We start from the raw sequence: 16957 nt of genomic DNA, 5'->3' as shown, positions 1-16957 counted from the left end.
TCAGGGCCGCTCGTTCTGCGCCTTGAGCAGGTCGCGAATTTCGCCCAGCAGTTGCTCTTCCTTGCTCGGGATCGGCGGCGCGGTCGGTGCTACAGCTTCTTCGCGCTTGAGGCGGTTGATGGCTTTGACACCCATGAAAATCGCGAATGCGACAATCACGAAATCCAGCACCGTCTGCAGGAATTTGCCGTAAGCCAGCACCACTGCGGGCGCATCGCCCTGGGCTGCTTTGAGCGTGACAGCCAGATCACTGAAGTCCACTCCACCGATCAACAGGCCAATCGGCGGCATGATCACGTCGCCGACAAACGACGAAACGATTTTGCCAAACGCCGCGCCGATGATGATACCGACGGCCATGTCGACCACATTGCCTTTGACCGCGAAGGCCTTGAACTCGCTAAGCACGCCCATAGTTATTTCCTTGTTACAGATGAGTTTGGTGTTGGCAGTGTAAATCAGCGAAACGCCTCCTGCGCGAAACACCTTCTTACAATGCCCGTTTTTATCGACACATCGATTGACGATTAGTTTGCAAATTGCCAGCAATCGCGCGCGGAATACGCGCTAACCCGCTGACGGGAAAGCCAATTTCTTCAATCATGGTGTTACGTTCTTTCTATTTATGTTCTGCGGCACAGGCCTCTAGCCTTGGTGTGGCGCACCTGGATGCGCCCAATAAAACCAGAGGAACCTGATATGACATCCACTCCTGGACTGGGGGCTTTTCCCTTCCGCCGCACCTTCGGCGTACTGACTGCCGGGCTGCTGACCTTTTCGGTCAACGCCGCTCCGCTGACCCGCGATAACGGCTCGGCAGTCGGTGACAATCAGAACTCGCAAACTGCCGGCGCCAACGGCCCGGTGCTGCTGCAGGATGTGCAACTGATCCAGAAGCTGCAGCGCTTCGATCGTGAACGCATCCCCGAGCGCGTCGTACACGCACGCGGCACCGGCGCTCACGGCACCTTCACCGTGACCGATGACATCAGCGACCTGAGCAAGGCCAAGGTGTTCGCCGCAGGCCAGAGCACGCCGGTATTCGTGCGTTTCTCGGCGGTGGTGCATGGCAACCATTCCCCGGAAACCCTGCGTGACCCGCGCGGTTTCGCCACCAAGTTCTACACTGCTGACGGCAATTGGGATCTGGTCGGCAACAATTTCCCGACCTTCTTCATCCGCGATGCGATCAAATTCCCGGACATGGTGCACGCCTTCAAGCCCGATCCGCGCACCAACCTCGATGACGATTCGCGCCGGTTCGATTTCTTCTCCCATGTACCGGAAGCCACCCGCACGCTGACCGAGTTGTATTCCAACTACGGCACTCCGGCCAGTTACCGGGAGATGGATGGCAATGGTGTTCATGCCTATAAGCTGATCAATGCCAAGAATGAAGTTCACTACGTGAAGTTTCACTGGAAGAGTCTTCAAGGCATCAAGAACCTCACGCCAAAACAAGTCAGCGAAGTTCAAGGTCAGGATTACAGTCATATGACTAACGACTTGGTGAGTAATATCAACAAGGGCAACTTTCCGAAGTGGGACTTGTACGTGCAAGTTCTCAAGCCACAGGATTTGTCCAAGTTTGATTTCGATCCATTGGATGCAACCAAGATCTGGCCGGGTATTGCCGAGCGCAAAGTTGGACAAATGGTCCTGAACCGTAATCCGGCCAATGTCTTCCAGGAAACCGAACAAGTTGCCATGGCTCCAGCCAACGTAGTTCCGGGTATCGAACCTTCGGAAGACCGCTTGTTGCAGGGCCGAGTGTTCTCTTATGCCGATACGCAGATGTATCGCCTCGGCGCCAACGCTTTGCAATTGCCGGTCAATGCACCGAAAACCGCAGTGAACAATGGCAATCAGGATGGTGCGATGAATTTCGGCGCCAGCCAGTCCGGCGTCAACTACCAGCCAAGCCGCCTGCAACCGCGTGAAGAAACGCCAGCGGCGCGTTACAGCCAGTCGGCGCTGGCGGGCAGCACGCAGCAGGCGAAGATCCAGCGTGAGCAGAACTTCAAGCAGGCCGGTGATCTGTATCGCTCGTACAGCAAGCTGGAGCGTCGCGACCTGATTGACAGCTTTGGCGGCTCGCTGGCCACCACCGATGACGAGAGCAAGCACATCATCCTGTCGTTCCTGTACAAGGCCGACCCTGAGTACGGCAGCGGTGTGACCGAAGTGGCCAAGGGCGACCTCAGCCGTGTGAAAGCACTGGCGGCGAAACTGACCGACTGATAGCCATGCGGCGTACGCGAGGGCCAGTGCGGCCTCGCGTGCGTTCAAGGAGAGAGCCCGATGCGTATTTTTCTTTTGTGCCTGGCCGGGTGCCTGTCGCTTACTGCGTGGGCAACCCCGGTCGAGCAGAGCCCCGAAGCGATCAAGGCGCAGTTGCAGGATTACTACTTCGACGCCGCCCGCCGGGGTGATGTGCCGATGCTCGAGACCTTTATCGAGTCCGGCTATTCCCTCGATACCCGCGATAGCAAGGGGTACACCGCGCTGATTCTGGCGGCCTATCACGGTCAGGCGCCGGCGGTTGAACGCCTGCTCGCCGCTGGCGCGGATGCCTGTGCTCAGGACCAGCGCGGCAACACGGCGCTGATGGGTGCGATTTTCAAAGGCGAATTACAGATCGCCCGGCGCCTGATGGCCACCGATTGCAGCCCCGACCAGCGTAACGGCGCCGGGCAGACAGCGGCGATGTACGCCGGGCTGTTCAAGCGTCTGGAATTGCTTGATGCGTTGAAAGCCAAGGGCGCTGACCTCAATGCCGAGGATCCGCTGGGCAACAGCGCCGCGCGTCTGGCCAGCGGCGAAATCCGTACCGCTGCGCCGCGCTGATCATCGATGGCTGCGTTATCATCGCGTCTTTTGTTCCGGGGGTTCTGATGGCCAAGGCCAAGCGCATGTACGGCTGCACCGAGTGCGGCGCAACCTTTCCCAAGTGGGCCGGGCAGTGCGGCGAGTGCGGTGCCTGGAACACTCTGACTGAAACCATGATCGAAAGCGGCGGCGCCACGGCACCTACCGGGCGCACCGGTTGGGCTGGCCAGCAGGCGCAGATCAAGACGCTCGCCGAAGTCAGCATCGAAGAGATTCCACGTTTTTCCACCGCCTCCGGTGAGCTCGACCGCGTGCTCGGCGGTGGTCTGGTCGATGGCTCGGTGGTGCTGATCGGCGGTGATCCGGGGATCGGCAAATCGACCATTCTGTTGCAAACCCTGTGCAATCTGGCCAAAAGCATGCCGGCGCTGTACGTCACTGGTGAGGAATCCCAGCAGCAAGTGGCGATGCGCGCCCGCCGTCTCGGCCTGCCGCAGGATCAACTGCGGGTGATGACCGAAACCTGCATCGAAACCATCATCGCCACCGCTCGCCAGGAAAAGCCCAAGGTCATGGTGATCGACTCGATCCAGACCATCTTCACCGAACAGCTGCAATCGGCGCCGGGCGGCGTGTCGCAGGTGCGTGAAAGTGCGGCGCTGCTGGTGCGATACGCCAAGCAGAGCGGCACGGCGATCTTCCTCGTCGGCCACGTCACCAAAGAGGGCGCCTTGGCCGGTCCGCGTGTTCTGGAACACATGGTCGATACCGTGCTGTATTTCGAAGGTGAATCCGATGGTCGTCTGCGTCTGCTGCGTGCGGTGAAGAACCGTTTTGGCGCGGTCAACGAATTGGGCGTGTTCGGCATGACCGACAAGGGCCTGAAAGAAGTCTCCAACCCATCGGCGATTTTTCTTACCCGCGCTCAGGAAGAAGTCCCGGGCAGTGTGGTCATGGCGACGTGGGAAGGCACCCGACCGATGCTGGTGGAAGTGCAGGCGCTGGTCGATGACAGCCATCTGGCCAACCCGCGTCGGGTGACGCTGGGGCTGGATCAGAACCGTCTGGCGATGTTGCTCGCGGTGCTGCACCGCCACGGCGGGATTCCGACCCACGATCAGGACGTGTTCCTCAACGTGGTCGGTGGCGTGAAGGTGCTGGAGACAGCGTCGGATCTGGCGTTGATGGCGGCGGTGATGTCGAGTTTGCGCAATCGGCCGTTACCGCATGATCTGCTGGTGTTCGGCGAAGTCGGCCTGTCCGGCGAGGTGCGCCCGGTGCCAAGCGGGCAGGAGCGGCTGAAAGAAGCGGCCAAGCACGGTTTCAAACGCGCCATCGTGCCGAAGGGTAATGCTCCGAAGGAATCGCCGGCGGGGTTGCAGATCATTGCCGTGACCCGCCTTGAACAAGCACTTGACGCACTGTTTGAGTGAACGCCGAACCTCTGTGGTGAGGGGATTTATCCCCGTTGGGGCGCGTAGCGGCCCTGAAAAAAACGGGTCTGCTGCGCAGCCCAACGGGGATAAATCCCCTCGCCACATAAGTCCCTTCACCACATAGATCCCCCTCACCACAGGGCATTCCAATTCGGGGTTGGGGGTGGCGCTAGATTTCGATCAGCGCACCCAGTTCGCGCTCCAGCTCGGCCTCATCCGCCAGATTCAGTTCGATCAAGCGGCGCAGGCGCTGGATCGATTCCAGGCTGATGTGCCGGCAGATGAACCCCAAGTGGCCGTTTTCCTCGTGGGCCAGATGCACGTCCATTTCGATATCGACGTCTTCGCTCAAATGAATGTCGACTAGGAAGTCCTGCTCTTTATCCCCAAGCCACGGCTCCGGTCGCTCGATCAGCAGGCCCTTGAGCGACAGGTCGATCAACTTGACCGGCCAGATGTACTCGCCCTGTTTCAGCTCGGTTCGGGCATCGAACGCAATACGTTTGAAACGACGTCGATTGGCGGGGTGCTCGCTCATGGCGCAATCCTCATGAAGGTTCGCTGACTATAGACCGCGAATGCGGGCGCCAGCCAATCGCTCAAGCGTCTAGACCTATGTCGGGGTATGGCCTTTGGCGCCGTAAGCGCTAAACTCGGGGTGGCTGTCTTTCTTGTCCACCCTGGCTGGAATAATAAAATGAAAAATAATAATAGCCTGCTGCGCCACTTACCCTGGCTCGTGCTGGCAATCGTAGGAGCGTGCGCCCTGGGCGTAGTGGCATTGCGCCGCGGCGAGGCGATCAACGCCTTGTGGATTGTGGTCGCTGCCGTGGCCATTTATCTGGTTGCGTACCGTTACTACAGTCTGTTCATCGCCAACAACGTGATGCAACTGGATCCGCGTCGGGCCACCCCCGCCGTGCTCAACAACGATGGTCTGGACTACGTGCCGACCAACAAACACATTCTTTTCGGTCACCACTTCGCGGCCATCGCTGGCGCGGGGCCGCTGGTCGGTCCGGTGCTGGCGGCGCAGATGGGGTATCTGCCCGGCACACTCTGGCTGATTGCCGGTGTGGTGCTGGCGGGCGCGGTGCAGGACTTCATGGTCCTGTTCATGTCGACCCGACGCAACGGCCGTTCCCTGGGCGACATGGTGCGTGAAGAGATGGGCCGGATTCCCGGGACCATCGCACTGTTCGGCTGCTTCCTGATCATGATCATCATCCTCGCGGTGCTGGCGCTGATCGTGGTCAAGGCCCTCGCCGAGAGCCCGTGGGGCATCTTCACCGTGATGGCGACCATCCCGATCGCGATGTTCATGGGCATCTACATGCGCTACATCCGCCCGGGCCGCATCGGCGAGATCTCCGTGGTCGGTGTGTTGCTGCTGCTCGGCTCGATCTGGCTGGGCGGGCAGATTGCTGCCGATCCGGTATGGGCCAAAGCCTTCACTTTCACCGGTGTGCAGATTACCTGGATGCTGGTCGGTTACGGTTTTGTCGCCGCGTCGCTGCCGGTCTGGCTGATTCTGGCACCGCGTGACTATCTGTCGACCTTCCTCAAGATCGGCACCATCGTCGCCCTGGCGATCGGTATTCTGGTGACCATGCCCGAGCTGAAAATGCCGGCGCTGACCCAGTTCGTCGACGGCACCGGCCCGGTGTGGAAGGGCGGTCTGTTCCCGTTCCTGTTCATCACCATCGCTTGCGGCGCGGTATCGGGTTTCCACGCGTTGATCTCGTCGGGCACCACGCCGAAGCTGCTGGATAACGAAACCAACGCCCGCTACATCGGTTACGGCGGCATGCTGATGGAATCGTTCGTGGCGATCATGGCCATGGTTGCCGCTTCGGTGATCGAGCCAGGCGTGTACTTCGCCATGAACAGCCCGGCCGCTGTGGTCGGCAGTGATGCCGCGTCAGTAGCGCAAATGGTCACCAGCTGGGGCTTCGCGATCACGCCGGAAGCGCTGCAAGCCGTGGCCCACGACATCGGTGAAACCACCATTCTGGCCCGTGCTGGCGGTGCGCCGACCCTGGCGGTCGGTATCGCGCAGATCCTGCACAGTGTCCTGCCGGGTGAAAACACCATGGCGTTCTGGTACCACTTCGCGATCCTGTTCGAAGCGCTGTTCATCCTCACCGCTGTGGACGCCGGTACCCGTGCCGGACGCTTCATGCTGCAGGATCTGCTCGGCTCCTTCGTACCGGCGCTGAAGCGCACTGAATCGTGGACCGCCAACCTGATCGCCACCGCCGGTTGTGTGGCGATGTGGGGCTGGTTGCTGTATCAGGGCGTGATCGATCCACTGGGCGGCATCAACACTCTGTGGCCACTGTTCGGTATCTCCAACCAGATGCTCGCCGGTATCGCGCTGATGCTCGGCACCGTGGTCCTGATCAAGATGAAGCGCCAGCGCTACATCTGGGTCACCCTGTTGCCGGCCACCTGGCTGTTGATCTGCACCACCACTGCTGGCTTCATCAAGCTGTTCGACGCCAACCCGGCGATCGGCTTCCTGTCCCTGGCCAAGAAGTACAGCGATGCGCTGGCCAACGGTCAGGTGCTGGCACCGGCGAAGAGCGTCGAGCAGATGCAGCACGTGATCTTCAACGCCTACACCAACGCCACACTCACCGCGCTGTTCCTGTTCGTGGTCTTCAGCATCCTGTTCTATGCGCTCAAGGTCGGCATCGCCGCCTGGGGCAAGAAAGAGCGTACGGATAAAGAATCGCCATTCCAGGCCCTGCCGGATGCGTAACCAGAGGATTGCAGCATGTTCAATGACCTGAGTCGCCTCGGTAAATACCTCGGTCAGGCCGCGCGCCTGATGGTCGGCATGCCCGACTACGACACCTACGTCGAGCATATGCAAACCAAACACCCGGACAAACCGGTGATGAGCTACGAGATGTTCTTCCGCGAACGTCAGGAAGCCCGTTACGGTGGCAAGGGTGGGCCGAAGTGCTGTTGAGCTGACAGCCTGCGGTTGAGGTAATCCCCTGTGGGAGCGAGCCTGCTCGCGAATACGGAGTGTCAGTTGATGAAGGATTTGACTGACACACCGCTTTCGCGAGCAGGCTCGCTCCCACATTTGTTTTTGTGTTCTTTTCAGGAGATCGGGTTTTGTCTTCTCCCATTCCGGTAACGGTCCTCAGCGGTTTCCTCGGCGCCGGCAAGACCACTTTGCTGCGTCATTTATTGAAAGCCGAGCACGGCCTGAAAATCGCCGTGATCGAAAACGAATTCAGCGACGCCGGCATCGACACCCAACTGCTGGGTGACGGGCCGGTGCAGGTCATGACCCTGGCCAACGGCTGCGTCTGCTGCACCATTCACACCGATCTGACCAAGGCGCTGTACTTGCTGCTCGAGCGCCTGGACAGCGGCGAGATCGCCTTCGATCGTCTGGTGATCGAGTGCACCGGTCTCGCCGATCCGGCACCGGTGGCGCAGACGTTCTTCATCGACGAAGAGCTGCGCGAGCGTTACCTGCTCGACGGCATCATCACCCTGGTCGACGCCGCTCACGCCGACGTGCACCTGACCCAGACCATCGCCCAGGCGCAGATCGGTTTCGCCGATCGCTTGCTGGTGAGCAAGACCGATCTGGTCGATGAGGCGACGTTCACCGCGCTGAGCGAGCGCCTTACGCGAATCAACCGCCGCGCGCCGATCCGCGTGGTCGAGCATGGCAACATCGATCTGGCTGAACTGCTGGATGTGCGCGGCTTCAACCTCAATGCTGACCTGGGCGGCGGTTTGAGCTTGCGTCCGGTGAGCAAGGCGCCGTCGATCGATCGCATCTCCAGCCTGGTGCTGCGCACCGATCAGGCGCTGGATATCGATCAGCTCAGCGAATTCATGAACGAACTGCTGGAAGAACACGGCAAGCAATTGCTGCGCTACAAAGGCGTGTTGAATATTGCCGGGGAAGATCGGCGCCTGGTATTTCAGGGTGTGCTGAAACTCTATGGTTTCGACTGGGACACCGAATGGGCCGAGGGCGAGACGCGCGAGAGTGTGATCGTGTTTATCGCCGATGACTTGCCGGAAGAGAAGATTCGGGCGGGGTTTGCCAGGGTTGCAGCGCAACAAGCCTGATAATTTCAATAGCTCAACGGGCCTCTTCGCGAGCAGGCTCGCTCCCACAGTAGAACGCATTCTGTCAGAAGGAATGCAATCCACTGTGGGAGCGAGCCTGCTCGCGAAGGCGGTCTAACCGACAGCACAATGCTCAAGATCTGAACCCAGCAGTGTCTGCTCAAGATGATCCAGATGCCGATTCATCAGCCCCTCTGCCTTGGCAGCATCACCTCGCTCCACAACCTCAACCAACGCCAAATGCTCCTGCCACGCGCAACAGCTGCGCGTCGGGCACCGACTCCGCGCAATCGCCAACGACGTCAACGGCACCAGACTGCGCAGAAAATGCGCCAACGGCACATTCCCCGCCATCCGTGCCAACTGCAAATGAAACTCCCCCGATAACCGAATCGCCGCCCCGCGCCGATCCTGCTCGACGGCGCGCTTCTCGCGCTCTATCAACGTGCGCAAGCATTTCAAATCGTCTGGCTGCGGACGCTGACACGCCAACCGCACCAACGTGTTCTCAGCCAGCCGTCGCGCATGCAAGGTCTGCCGGATCAGCTCCCGATCAGGCGCAGCCACTCGTGGTCGATGATTGGCGCGCAATACCACGATCTGCTCATGGGACAACTGCGTCAGCACCCGTCGTACATCGGCGCGGCCGGCGCCGAACATCGCTTGCAGACTGTCCTCGGTGAACCGGCTGTCTTCATCGATACGCTGCTCGAGAATCGCGTCGAACAGTCGCGGATACAGATCCTCCGTCGGCGTGCCGAGGCGAGAGACGGGCAGGGCGGTCGAATCGGCATGCGAGGCTGAAGCAAAACTGTTCATGGCCGTTCTCCTGGCAAATCAGGTGGGCAGGTTGTCGTCCGGGATGTTCAGCTCAACGCCCATGCGCTGGCCTTCGCGCAGAATGTGCCGACGCATTTCGGCGCTGGCCTGAGCGCTGTTCTTGCTGCGGATCGCGCGGACCACCGCTTCGTTTTCTTCCAGACGTTCGGCCAGATGTTCCGGGGAATTGCGCAACACTTCGGCGCTTTGCTTGAGGGCATTGCTGGTCTGCTGCACCACGCTCTGGAAAATCGGGTTCGAAGTCAGCGTGAACAGTTCTTCGTGGAAAGCGATGTAGGCGCTGACCCCGGCTTCACTGTCACCGGCCTCGAGGGCTTCGCGCATGTCCATCAGGGTCAGGCGCAATTGGCCGACTTCCTTGCTGCTGATCGATTGCGCAACCAGCCCGACAATGAACGGCTCGAGGGTGTAGCGCAGTTGCAGCACATCTTCCAGGCTCGCCCCGGCGACTGCGCTGTCGTGGCTCTGGCTGTCGCTGAGTTGCGCATCGAGGACGACCACGCCTTTGCCCGGCATCGAGCGCACCAGGCCGAGTGTTTCCAGCACGATCACCGCTTCGCGCAGGCTCGGCCGGCTGATGCCCAGCTGTTCGGCCAGTTCACGCTGGCCCGGCAGCATGTCGCCGGAGCGCCACTGGCCTCGGGCCAACGCGGCGCGGAGTTTCTCCACCACTGAATTGACGACGGTTGAAGTTGTAATCACGTATTGGCTCCCTGCGCCGTGCCTGCGCATTGGCAGGCACGGCACTCATTCAGAATTCTTTGGCCGCCGCCGGAGCGACGGTTTTTCGCGGTTGAAAGTTATAGCCCTGTTCGCCGTTGAGCACCTTGTTCGCTCGCTGTACATCGATGTCCTTTTCCCAGCGGGCGATGGCCACGGTGGCGACGCAGTTGCCGATCAGATTGGTCAGCGCGCGGCCGATGCCCATGAACCAGTCCACGGCCAACACCAGCACCAGGCCGACCACGGGAATCGCCGGAATCGCCGTCAGCGTTGCCGCGAGAATCACCAGCGCCGAACCGGGAATGCCGTGGGCGCCTTTGGAGGTGATCAGCGAAACCAGCAGAATCGTCAGCAAATCGGTCATCGCCAGCGGTGTGCCGGTGGCATTGGCGATGAACACGATGGCCAGGGTCAGGTAGATCGAGAAGCCGTCGAGGTTGAACGAGTACCCGGTCGGGATCACCAGACCGACCGTCGAGCTGCCGATACCGAGGTGTTCGAGCTTGCGCATGATCTGCGGCAGCACGGCGTCGGAAGAGGCGGTGCCCATGACGATCAGCAGTTCTTCCCGCAGGTACTTGAGCAGCGGCCACATGCGCAGGCCGGAGACGCGCATCACCAGACCGAGGATCAGCGTGACGAAGGCGACGCAGGTCAGGTAGAACAGACCGACCAGACTGCCCAGGTGCTGCAACGAATCGAGGCCGTATTTGCTGGTGGTGAAGGCGATGGCGCCGAATACGCCGATCGGCGCCAGACGCACGATCATGCCCATGATGCGGAAGATCACGTGGCTGAGTTCGTTGATCAGCCGCGAAATCCCGGAAGCCGCTTCGCCAACCAGATTCAGTGCGCTGCCGAACAGCACCGAGAACAGCAGCACTTGCAAGATATTGTTGTCAGCGAAGGCACCGATCACCGAGGTCGGGATCAGGTCCATCAGAAATTGCGTGGTGGTGTGCATGTGCTGGCTGCGCTCGGCGAGGTCGCCCATGTCGGCGCTGGAGAGTTGCTCCAGATGAATGTTCGCGCCGCTGCCAATGCCGGTGCTGAAGGCGAACACCAGACCAATCACCAAGGCGATGGTGGTCAGCACTTCGAAGTAGATCACCGACTTCAGGCCGATGCGCCCGACCTTCTTCAGATCGCCCGCGCCGCTGATGCCGCTGACCACCACGCAGAATACGATCAGGCCGATGAGCATCTTGATCAATTTGATGAAGCCATCGCCGAGCGGTTTGAGCTGGGCGGAGTATTCAGGAAGGGTCAGCCCGCAGACGATGCCGAGCATCAGTCCGAGAACCACTTGAAGGAAGATTGAACGCGAGCACCATCTGAGCATGGGAGGAATCCTGGGTCGGTGTCCTGGCTGCCGCACGCGTTGCGCATCGGATGCAGGACTTAATTATTGTGGTCTTACCGGTATGTCCAGTGCAGGCGCAGTCTAGGCTTGGTTTTTTCCTGATTACAAGGGGAAAACATGAAATTGGCATGACCGGTCTGACCAGCGGCCAGAGCCGCGTAGGAGCTGCCGAAGGCTGCGATCTTTTGATCTTGTTTTTAAAATCCAGATCAAAAGATCGCAGCCTTCGGCAGTTCCTACAGGTGAATTGCAGGCGAAAAAAAACCGGCCAATCACTTGGCCGGTTTTTTCATGCTGCTGGTTTAACGTCGCGATTAAGCGCCGTACACCGGCAATTTCTTGCAGATGGCTTTGACTTTCTCGCGAACGGCGTCGATCACCGCTTCGTTGTTCAGGTCAGCCAGGATGTCGCAGATCCAGCCGGCCAGCTCTTTGCACTCAGCCTCTTTGAAACCGCGAGTGGTCACAGCCGGAGTACCGAAGCGCAGGCCGGAAGTCACGAACGGCGAGCGTGGATCGTTAGGCACGGAGTTCTTGTTCACGGTGATGAACGCTTTGCCCAGAGCGGCGTCGGCGTCTTTACCGGAGATGTCCTGCTTGATCAGCGACAGCAGGAACAGGTGGTTTTCAGTACCGCCCGAAACCACGTCGAAACCGCGCGCGATGAACACTTCGGCCATGGCCTTGGCGTTCTTCACCACTTGTTGCTGGTAAGCCTTGAACTCAGGCTGCAGCGCTTCCTTGAAGCAGATCGCCTTGGCCGCGATCACGTGCTCCAGCGGGCCACCCTGGGCGCCCGGGAACACTGCGGAGTTGAGCTTCTTCTCGATCTCGGCGTTCGCTTTGGCCAGGATCAGACCGCCACGTGGACCGCGCAGGGTCTTGTGCGTGGTGGTGGTCACGACGTCGGCGAACGGTACCGGGTTCGGGTAGACACCAGCGGCAACCAGACCGGCGACGTGAGCCATGTCGACGAACAGGTAGGCGCCAACCTTGTCAGCGATCTCGCGGAAGCGCGGGAAGTCGAGGATCTGCGAGTAGGCCGAGAAACCGGCAACGATCATTTTCGGCTTGTGCTCGACCGCCAGACGCTCGACTTCGTCGTAGTCGATCAGGCCGTTGGCATCGATACCGTATTGAACGGCGTTGTACAGCTTGCCCGAGGAGGAAACGCTGGCGCCGTGGGTCAGGTGACCGCCATGGGCCAGGCTCATGCCCAGAATGGTGTCGCCACCTTGCAGCAGAGCCAGGTAAACAGCGGCGTTGGCTTGGGAACCGGCGTGCGGCTGAACGTTGGCGTAATCAGCACCGAACAGTTCCTTGGCACGGTCGATGGCCAGTTGTTCAACCACGTCAACGTATTCGCAACCACCGTAGTAACGCTTGCCCGGATAGCCTTCGGCGTACTTGTTGGTCAGGACCGAGCCTTGAGCTTCCATCACCGCTGGGCTGGTGTAGTTTTCCGAAGCGATCAGCTCAATGTGTTCTTCCTGACGCTGAGCTTCTTGCTCCATGGCGGCAAAAAGGTCGGCGTCGTACTTGGCAATAGTCAAATCACGGCTGAACATGGCGGTCCTCAAGGATCGGGGGCAGAAAAGGGGGCATTCTAACCCAACCGCTTTTGGATGACATATGAAACGACGTCATGTCGCAGACAAGTGGCGTTCATGACAGATGTGCGGTGCTTTTGCCGGCCCCTTCGCGAGCAGGCTCGCTCCCACATTTGAGATGCATTCCCCTGCTGCAATGCATTCCCCTGTGGGAGCGAGCCTGCTCGCGAAGGGCGCGCCGCAGATGTTCAGTCGAACATGAACAGCGCATCGTTACAGAACTGCGCTTCAAACCGTCCCGCCGGCATCGGCCGGCCGAACAGATAGCCCTGCACCTCATCGCAACCATGCTCACGCAGGAAGTCCAGTTGCTCATGGGTTTCCACGCCCTCGGCGATCACCGCCAGGTTCAGGCTGTGGGCCATGGCGATGATCGCCCGGGCGATCTGCGCGTCCTGTTCGCCGGACGGCAGGCCGTCGACGAAAGTACGGTCGATCTTCAGCACGTCGATCGGGAATTGCTTGAGGTAGTTGAGCGATGAATAACCGGTGCCGAAGTCATCGACTGCGATGCTCAGGCCGAGGTTCTTCAGCCCGGCAAGAATCTGCATCGCCTCGCTGACTTCGCGCATCAGGATACTTTCGGTCAGCTCCAGCTCCAGACACGCCGGTGGCAGGCCGGTTTCGCGCAGGATCGTCGCGATTCGGGTGCCCAACTGGCCATCGGAGAACTGCCGTGCGGAAATATTCACCGACACCTTCGGCACCCGCACCCGTTGCTGGTGCCAGGTTTTCAGCTGTCGACAGGCCTCGCTGATAACCCAGTCGCCAACGTCCACCACCAGGCCGAGCTCTTCCAGCACCGGAATGAAATCCCCTGGCGGCACCAGCCCGCGACGTGGATGGCGCCAGCGCAGCAGCGCTTCGGCGCCGGTCAGGCGCTTGCCGTCGCCACTGAACTGCGGCTGGTAATACAGGACGAATTCGTTCTGCTCCAGCGCATGGCGCAGATCGCTTTCCAGTTCCAGACGCTCCAGCGCACTGGCGTTCATGTCGGCCTGATAGAACTGGAAGTTGTTCTTGCCGCGTTCCTTGGCGTGGTACATCGCCGTGTCGGCGTTCTTCATCAACTGGCTGAGTTCGTTGCCGTCCTGCGGACTCAGGGCGATGCCGATACTGGCGGTGACGAAGAACTCGCGGCCCTCGAGCACGAACGGCCGCACCAGGCTGGCGAGAATCTGCTCGGCGACATGAATTGCCCGGTTCAGCGCCAGTTCGCGGTTGGAGCGATGCTGCAGCAGCAAGGTGAATTCGTCGCCACCCATGCGCGCCACGGTGTCGTCGTCATCGACGCAGGCCAGCAGGCGCGTGGCCATGTCCTTGAGCATGCGGTCGCCGGCGGCGTGGCCGAGGGAGTCGTTGATCGGTTTGAAACGGTCGAGGTCGAGGAACATCAGCACCACCCACGACTTCTGCCGTTCGGCCGCTTGCAGTGCGGTGTGCAGACGGTCCTGGAACAGCGTGCGGTTCGGCAGGTGGGTGAGGGCGTCGTAATAGGCGAGGCGGTGGATGCGCTGCTCGCTGGCCTTGCGCTCGCTGATGTCGCTGAAGAAACACACGTAACTGGCCAGATCGCCCTCGTCGTCGAGCACGGCAGTAATGCCGACCCACGCCGGGTAATGTTCGCCGTTACGGCGCTTCATCCACACTTCGCCTTCCCAGGTGCTGTGCTCGTGCAACTGCTTGAGCACGTAGCGCAAGTGCGCGTCCTGCTGCTCGTCGACGGTGAGCATGTTCGGCAACTGGTCGAGCACTTCGCCGACGCTGTAGCCGCTGACCCGACTGAACGCTTCGTTGGCCTGAACGATATAACCGGCCGGGTCGGTGATCAGGATCGCCGAGGTAGAGTGCTCGAATACCGTGGCGGCCATGCGCAAATCTTTTTCGGCACGGCGCTGCTGGCTGATATCGCGGCCGACGCCGAGCACGCCTTCGAACGCGCCGTGTTCGTCCCACACCAGCACCAGGCGCAGTTCGATCGGAATCTTGCGGCCATCGGCACGCAGGCAATCGAAGAGGAACAGCTGCGTTTGCACCTGGCTGCGCAGCAATGCCAGTTGCTCGGGCTTGTCCAGCGCCTTGCTGACGCGGTCCATCAGCACATGAATGCCGTTCAGTTGCCCGGGATTGGCGATGATCGATTGCCAGCCGTTCTGGAAGATCCATTCGGCGTTGTAGCCAAGCACGGCCTGCACCGACGGGCTGACGTAGTTCAGCGAGAGCTTGCTGTCGGTGGAGAAAATCACGTCGCTGATGCTTTCGGCGAGCATGCGGTAGCGCTGCTCGCTGTCACGCAGCGATTCGCTCGCCTCAATCTGTTCGGTGATGTCCTTGGCGACGCCGATGATCCGCGTGACCTGATCATGCTTGTCCCGCGCCAGCGCCTGTTCACGGATGTCGAAGCGCCGCCACTTGCCGTCGCGATGGCGGAAGCGCAATTGGCATTGCAACAACTGGCTGTAACCGGCGTGACGCTGCAACTGCCGCGAGCGATGGTAATAGTCGGCGTCTTCCGGATGCAGAAGGATTTCCCAGAAGTATTCGCCCATCTGATGCAGTTCAGTGCGGTTGTACCCCAGGGTCTGGCCGAGGTGGTGGTTGCTGAAAATCATCCGCTGGCTGATCACGTCCTGCACATACAGATGATCCGGCACGGTGCGCACCACGTCCGACCAGAAGCCTTCGCGCTCCAGCAACGACAGCTCGATCAGCTTGCGGCTGGTGATGTCGTTGATGCTGAGGATCACCGCTTTATAGTCGTGCTGCTCGCTCGGCAGGCGCAGGACCATCCACAGGTGCTGGTCGCGACCATTGCTGTTGGGCAGTTTGATTTCCAGTTCCAGCTGTTTCTGCTGCTGCAGGACGGCGTCGAGGATCTGCTGACCGATCGCGCACTGCGGATGGCGCTGGCCATCGATCAGCAGTTGCCAGGCATCGTCGCAGGAATGCACATCGAGCAGTTGCAGGGCGACCTGGTTGACCTCGGTGACGCGCATTTCCGCGAGCAACTGCTGGCGCTGCTGCGGTTGGTCGAGCCAGGCCTTGAGCTGGTCGCTGGTCTGGATCTGCGCCTTGTCGAACATCTGCTTGAGGCCGGACAGGTCAAGCACGCACAAGGCCACGCCGGTGCCTTCGAAAATATCCTGGTAACGCCGCCGGCCTTCATGCACCTGGCGCTGGCGCCGACGCATGTTCAACAGTGCAATCACCGGCAACATCGAAAACGCCAGGCCGAGCAGGCATTTGCCGATGAACGCCGGCAGCAATTCTTCCAGTACGCGCTGGCGGTCGAACAGCCCGCGCAATTGCCAGTCGCTGCTGCTCAGCGGCACGGTCAGCACGGTGTTGGCGACATCGTCAGGCGTCAGCCCGCCAGCCTTGGCCGAGGGCAGCCCCGCTTCGCGGCTGATGATCTGGTGATTGAGGCGGTTTTCCACCAGCCACAACGGGCGCAGGGCGGTGGCGTCCTGTTTGGTCAGCGAGTCGAAGAAGGTTGGCGTCAGGCGCAAGGCCCAGTAACCGCGACTGCTGCCGCTGGCCTGATGCAACAGCAGGTGCACCACCGAGCCGTCATCGGCATTGCTGAAATAATGCGCCTGAGCGCGACTGCGACGCACCAGTTCGGTCAGGTAATCGGCGTCGGAACTGTCGGTGGCGCTGTCGCTGATGATGCGGCCGGAGGGAGAAAGCAGGGCCATGCTGCGCAGATCCGGCAGCGAACGCTGCAACTTGCGCAGGAGCATCTGCTGTTCGTCGGCGGTTTGCGGTTGTTCGACGATCGGTAGCAGATTGAGGGCGATTTGCGCATTCAGCGCCATGTTCAGGCTGACCTGAGCGGCGAGATCGGCGGTGTAGTCGATGGTGTACTGGCGCTGATTCTTCTGGGTTTCACGCAATTGATCGAGCAGTTGCCAGAACAGCAACGCGAGCAATAACAGCACGAGGGTGGCCAGCGCACCCTTCAATGTCCCGCGCAGGGGCGAGCCGGGCGCCGGTGGGGTGCTGCTCACAGAGGCTGGCGGAGTGACATTGGTCAAGCTGTGATCCTG

General features: G+C 60.5%; 13 protein-coding genes. 6 read left to right on the top strand and 7 right to left on the bottom strand.

Annotated features, from left to right (window positions below):
• Positions 1-414 (bottom strand): large-conductance mechanosensitive channel protein MscL, encoded by a 414-nt coding sequence (gene mscL / locus NF676_RS23380; protein WP_024014404.1) that lies wholly within the window; start codon positions 412-414, stop codon positions 1-3.
• A 285-nt stretch (positions 415-699) separates the two neighbouring features.
• On the opposite strand from mscL, the gene katB reads away from it, so the two are divergent.
• Genes katB through radA form a run of 3 tightly spaced genes read left to right on the top strand, consistent with a single transcriptional unit; the run spans position 700 to position 4262 of the window.
• Complete coding sequence (katB, locus tag NF676_RS23375; protein ID WP_252886826.1) at positions 700-2241, top strand: catalase KatB; 1542 nt, start codon at positions 700-702, stop codon at positions 2239-2241.
• A gap of 60 nt (positions 2242-2301) precedes the next feature.
• On the top strand, positions 2302-2847 hold the full coding sequence (locus NF676_RS23370) for an ankyrin repeat domain-containing protein (RefSeq protein ID WP_150742268.1): 546 nt from the start codon (positions 2302-2304) through the stop codon (positions 2845-2847).
• Positions 2848-2894: 47 nt separating this feature from the next.
• Positions 2895-4262: a DNA repair protein RadA gene (radA, locus tag NF676_RS23365; protein WP_095181861.1), complete on the top strand. Its 1368-nt coding sequence runs from the start codon at positions 2895-2897 to the stop codon at positions 4260-4262.
• A 172-nt stretch (positions 4263-4434) separates the two neighbouring features.
• On the opposite strand, the gene NF676_RS23360 is transcribed toward radA, so the two are convergent.
• Entirely contained in the window at positions 4435-4803 is a 369-nt protein-coding gene (locus NF676_RS23360; RefSeq protein ID WP_041477779.1) for a PilZ domain-containing protein, read from the bottom strand.
• 159 nt (positions 4804-4962) lie between these two features.
• Between NF676_RS23360 and NF676_RS23355 the strand changes: the two genes are divergently transcribed.
• From NF676_RS23355 to yjiA, 3 genes are all read left to right on the top strand, one after another.
• The gene (locus NF676_RS23355) at positions 4963-7029 is read left to right on the top strand and encodes a carbon starvation CstA family protein (RefSeq protein ID WP_041477781.1); all 2067 of its coding nucleotides are present in this window, start codon (positions 4963-4965) and stop codon (positions 7027-7029) included.
• 15 nt (positions 7030-7044) lie between these two features.
• Positions 7045-7242 (top strand): YbdD/YjiX family protein, encoded by a 198-nt coding sequence (locus tag NF676_RS23350; RefSeq protein ID WP_003228401.1) that lies wholly within the window; start codon positions 7045-7047, stop codon positions 7240-7242.
• Positions 7243-7394: 152 nt separating this feature from the next.
• Entirely contained in the window at positions 7395-8372 is a 978-nt protein-coding gene (gene yjiA / locus NF676_RS23345) for a GTPase (RefSeq protein ID WP_150638464.1), read from the top strand.
• 114 nt (positions 8373-8486) lie between these two features.
• Here the strand turns inward: yjiA and NF676_RS23340 are convergent, their stop codons facing one another.
• The 5 genes from NF676_RS23340 to morA form a co-directional block, all read right to left on the bottom strand.
• Positions 8487-9191: a GntR family transcriptional regulator gene (locus NF676_RS23340; protein ID WP_252886825.1), complete on the bottom strand. Its 705-nt coding sequence runs from the start codon at positions 9189-9191 to the stop codon at positions 8487-8489.
• Between the two features lie 18 nt (positions 9192-9209).
• On the bottom strand, positions 9210-9914 hold the full coding sequence (locus tag NF676_RS23335) for a FadR/GntR family transcriptional regulator (protein WP_016773102.1): 705 nt from the start codon (positions 9912-9914) through the stop codon (positions 9210-9212).
• Positions 9915-9963: 49 nt separating this feature from the next.
• A complete protein-coding gene (locus NF676_RS23330; protein ID WP_095181858.1) occupies positions 9964-11277 on the bottom strand; it encodes a C4-dicarboxylate transporter DctA in 1314 nt (437 codons plus the stop codon).
• Positions 11278-11612: 335 nt separating this feature from the next.
• Positions 11613-12866: a serine hydroxymethyltransferase gene (gene glyA, locus NF676_RS23325; RefSeq protein ID WP_041477786.1), complete on the bottom strand. Its 1254-nt coding sequence runs from the start codon at positions 12864-12866 to the stop codon at positions 11613-11615.
• Between the two features lie 230 nt (positions 12867-13096).
• Entirely contained in the window at positions 13097-16945 is a 3849-nt protein-coding gene (gene morA / locus NF676_RS23320) for a cyclic di-GMP receptor MorA (protein ID WP_041477787.1), read from the bottom strand.
• Positions 16946-16957 lie beyond the last annotated feature (12 nt).

Source organism: Pseudomonas siliginis (assembly GCF_024072275.1).
GTDB classification, from domain to species: domain Bacteria; phylum Pseudomonadota; class Gammaproteobacteria; order Pseudomonadales; family Pseudomonadaceae; genus Aquipseudomonas; species Aquipseudomonas siliginis.
The sequence above is the reverse complement of the archived record's forward strand: the minus strand, read 5'-3'. Positions and strand labels throughout refer to the sequence as shown.